This window comes from Okeania sp. (genome assembly GCF_983059655.1).
Genome location: NZ_CEZPJD010000908.1, coordinates 1 through 2,943, shown reverse-complemented (window position 1 = coordinate 2,943; position 2,943 = coordinate 1). Strand labels below are relative to the sequence as shown.

Annotated in this window: 3 protein-coding genes; all 3 read left to right on the top strand. The window is 34.7% G+C overall.

Annotation, left to right across the window (positions count from 1 at the left end; translation table 11 throughout):
- The first annotated feature begins 14 nt into the window (after positions 1 to 14).
- A complete protein-coding gene (locus tag AC3DU7_RS30035) occupies positions 15 to 1,457 on the top strand; it encodes an alanine/glycine:cation symporter family protein (RefSeq protein ID WP_488042899.1) in 1,443 nt (480 codons plus the stop codon).
- Between the two features lie 290 nt (positions 1,458 to 1,747).
- Positions 1,748 to 1,924: a CHAT domain-containing protein gene (locus AC3DU7_RS30030; protein ID WP_488042898.1), complete on the top strand. Its 177-nt coding sequence runs from the start codon at positions 1,748 to 1,750 to the stop codon at positions 1,922 to 1,924.
- Between the two features lie 769 nt (positions 1,925 to 2,693).
- The coding region (locus tag AC3DU7_RS30025; protein ID WP_488042897.1) for a hypothetical protein at positions 2,694 to 2,943 on the top strand (250 nt) is incomplete at its 3' end.

The following is a 2,943-nucleotide window of genomic DNA, read 5'->3' as shown; positions in this document are numbered from 1 at the left end:
GAACTACTAACCAAATGTTAGATTGGATTTCTGTTACTTTTTCTCAAATATTAAAAAATATAGATACTATCATTTTTTACCGTATTGGTGGCGAACAAGGGATACCACTTATTGTACTGTGGCTAATTGCTGGCAGTCTCTTTTTTACTCTCCGAATGCAATTTATTAATATTCGAGCTTTTAAACACTCCATAGAAGTTATTTGGGGAAAATATGACGACCCTAATGACGAGGGTGAAGTCTCTCATTTTCAAGCTATGGCAACTGCTTTATCTGGAACTGTGGGGCTAGGAAATATTGCTGGAGTTGCTATTGCTATTAGCTTTGGCGGACCAGGAGCAGCTTTTTGGATGACGATCGCAGGGTTGTTAGGCATGAGTACAAAATTTGTTGAATGTACTCTGGCACAAAAATATCGTGTAGTTAACTCAGATGGTACAAGCATTGGAGGGCCAATGTATTATATATCAATGGGTTTAGCTGACTTAGGACAAAAAAAGTTAGGTCAAATTTTAGGTGGAATGTTTGCATTGTTAAATATTTTAGCGGTCTTGGGCAGTTCCAGCATATTTCAGTCTAACCAGTCTCAAGTAGTTGTTGCTAATGTGATACCTTTTTTTGCTAACCGAAGTTGGGTTTATGGATTAATTTTAGTATTAATAGTGGGGTTAGTAATAGTAGGTGGTATTCAACGTATTGCTGGAGTAGCTGCTGCCATTGTACCGACAATGTGTGGCGTTTACTTTCTGGCAGGTTCATGGGTGATTTTAGCGAATTTTACTGCTATTCCTCATGCAATTTCTACTATAATTCATAGTGCTTTTGCTCCCCAAGCTATGGCAGGAGGTTTTGTGGGAGCGCTAATACAAGGGTTTCGCCGTGCAGCTTTTTCTAATGAAGCAGGATTGGGTTTGGCAGCGATCGCTCATGCAACAGCAAAGACAGATGAACCTGTTAGAGAAGGTATTGTGGCAATGCTAGAACCATTTATTGATACTGTTATTATCTGTAATATGACCGCTCTAGTAGTTATTATTACTGGCGTTTACAATAATCCTGAATTTGCTGCTCTCAATGGTTCGGAGTTAACTTTAGCAGCTTTTACGAGTGTTATTGAATGGTTTCCTGCTCTTTTGACAATTTGTATAATTTTGTTTGCCTTTTCTACTATGATTTCTAGTAGTTATTATGGTCAAATTTGCTGGCAATATTTATTTGGAAACAAGGGTGTGATTATCTATAAAATCTTGTTCTTAACAGGTATATTTGTCGGTACAGTTACTAACCCAGAAGCAGTTATTGAGTTTAGTGATGCTATGAAAATAACTCTTGCTTTTCCGAGTTTGCTTGGTGCTTATTTCCTCTGTAGTAAAGTCGCAACAGACCAAGAAAGTTATATGAAACGGTTACAAAAAGGAGAAATATTTGATGAATCTGCATCAAAAGTTATTGGGTAAGAATTTTGAGTAATATCATGTCCGCTTAAATACCTACACTTAGGAGAAAAGAATACAGAAAGAAAAGAAAGGTTGAAAAGGAGAAGTTTTTTATAACTAATTATCCGGACATGATATTCTTTATCAGAAGAGGTAATTCTAAATTATTAATTCTAAATTATTAATTCTTGAACATTCTAAATTTCATAATGTCACATTCTCCAAACTTTTCAGTATCCACTATTTTATCCCTAACATATCAGACTGCAGTGGGAGATACACGAGCAACATTAGGTTGATCTGGGGTTTCTATTAGAGCTGGCGCTCGCAGTGTTTTAGGAAGTTTGTGGAATGTGAATGATGCCTCTACAGCGGAATTAATGAAACAGTTTTATGAGCAATTGTTGCAGTCTGATAGAATGCTCTCTATGTGTAATTTCCACCAGATGTCTAATAGACATCTCCGGAAAAGAGGCAGTAGGCAGTAGAGGAAAAGAATTGATAATTTCTGTGCGATAATTGATTTTATTTTTTATTGTTAGAGATGTCTAATATAGAATCCCGTTATACAGCGATCGCACTCTCTACTTCCATTCAATGCACAGACATAAAATTCCGGAATATTTCCAGATAACTCCCGATCTCATCATTAGACTTGTCACTTTATAACTTCAAAAATCCCCAAAAACCTTGTTCTATAAGGATTGTAGCTATTGGTGGCTGAAAAGCATTGGAATTACTGCTCTGTCTAGGTTGGAGCGATTTTTTCTCTCTATTTAGCGACAAGTCTATTATTTAGGAGTTATACCAATTTCAAAAAAGAATGCTATGAAAAGTGCCTCTCAATCAGATATGCTTAAAAATAGTGGTTTCCGTTCATTAAAGAATAGTTATTTCTATCGTTTTTACCTTTTTTTCAAATTTTTATCCTTCTTTCTTACTTCTACTATTTGTAACAAACACTTATCACGCTTGGTATTAGGAAGGAAGAAAGCCGAATTATCTGATTACTTATTCCACGCTTTGCGCTCTGCACTACCACAACTTTCTTCAAGTGTTGCGAAATAAAAGTATAATTTTTAAGTATTTAGTAAAAGTAAAGTATTTAAAATCAATTAATACTTTCTTAATAGCAGGTAGATGAGAGGGATAATATAATTGATAGCTCTTGATTTACTCTATTTCCAGCTTTGAATAATGTCAAATATTAAAAATATTAAACTTGACAAACAACTCTGCTCTCGCTAACATAACTAAATGAAAATAAATCTCAATTATTTACATAAATTAATGGATGAAAAATATGAAGATAGATCGGAGTATAATGTAGATAAAAAAGATAAACCATGGGAATTTACATTTCTGGGAGACAGCAACTATATTGAGCTGAAAGAGGAAAACAACCATCATATTCTTAAAGAAAATTATCAACAAGTAGTAGAAACTAACTTTCCACTCACACAAGCAAAACGAGGCGATCGCTTACATATTGTTACTATCAATGCTA

Excerpts from the sequence above, each read along its gene's own strand:
- AC3DU7_RS30035 (WP_488042899.1), top strand. The coding sequence starts at position 15 with ATGTTAGATTGGATTTCTGTTACTTTTTCTCAAATATTAAAAAATATA.